The sequence below is a fragment of the Vibrio sp. 1180_3 genome, from assembly GCF_029478545.1.
Lineage (GTDB): Bacteria > Pseudomonadota > Gammaproteobacteria > Enterobacterales > Vibrionaceae > Vibrio > Vibrio aestuarianus.
Map to the genome: position 1 here is coordinate 1 of NZ_SJFM01000199.1, position 373 is coordinate 373.

A 373-nucleotide genomic window follows, 5' to 3' on the forward strand; every position below is an offset into this window, starting at 1 on the left:
TGTGGTTTGGTTTTTGGTGTAGCGCGCCACGTGATAGTGGCCGGGATGAGCGTGAATTGGTTGTTATAAGTGGTTGCGCCGCTGCCCCCCTCTTCTTCCAACGCTTGCGGCTGCTTGCCTTGATGATACGCTTCAACCACTAACCATTCGCGGTTGGCGCTTTCATCTAAATGCTCTTGCAAGTCAAACTTGTAGCCCGCTTGCAACGCTGGGTGGTTACTTTCACCCGTAGCGGTGTGCGCTTCACGTCTTAAGTACTGCAAACGAATTTGGTTAAAGGCTTTACCGTTCACATCGTCTTTAAAGCGACCGGGCGCATCAAAATGCTCGTAAATGGCTTGTTGGTAGTCCATCTCAATGCCTTGCGCTTGCT

General features: G+C 50.9%; 1 protein-coding gene. It reads right to left on the reverse strand.

Annotation, left to right across the window (positions count from 1 at the left end):
• The coding region (locus EYW48_RS22050) for a contractile injection system protein, VgrG/Pvc8 family (RefSeq protein WP_277433088.1) at positions 1–373 on the reverse strand (373 nt) is incomplete at both ends.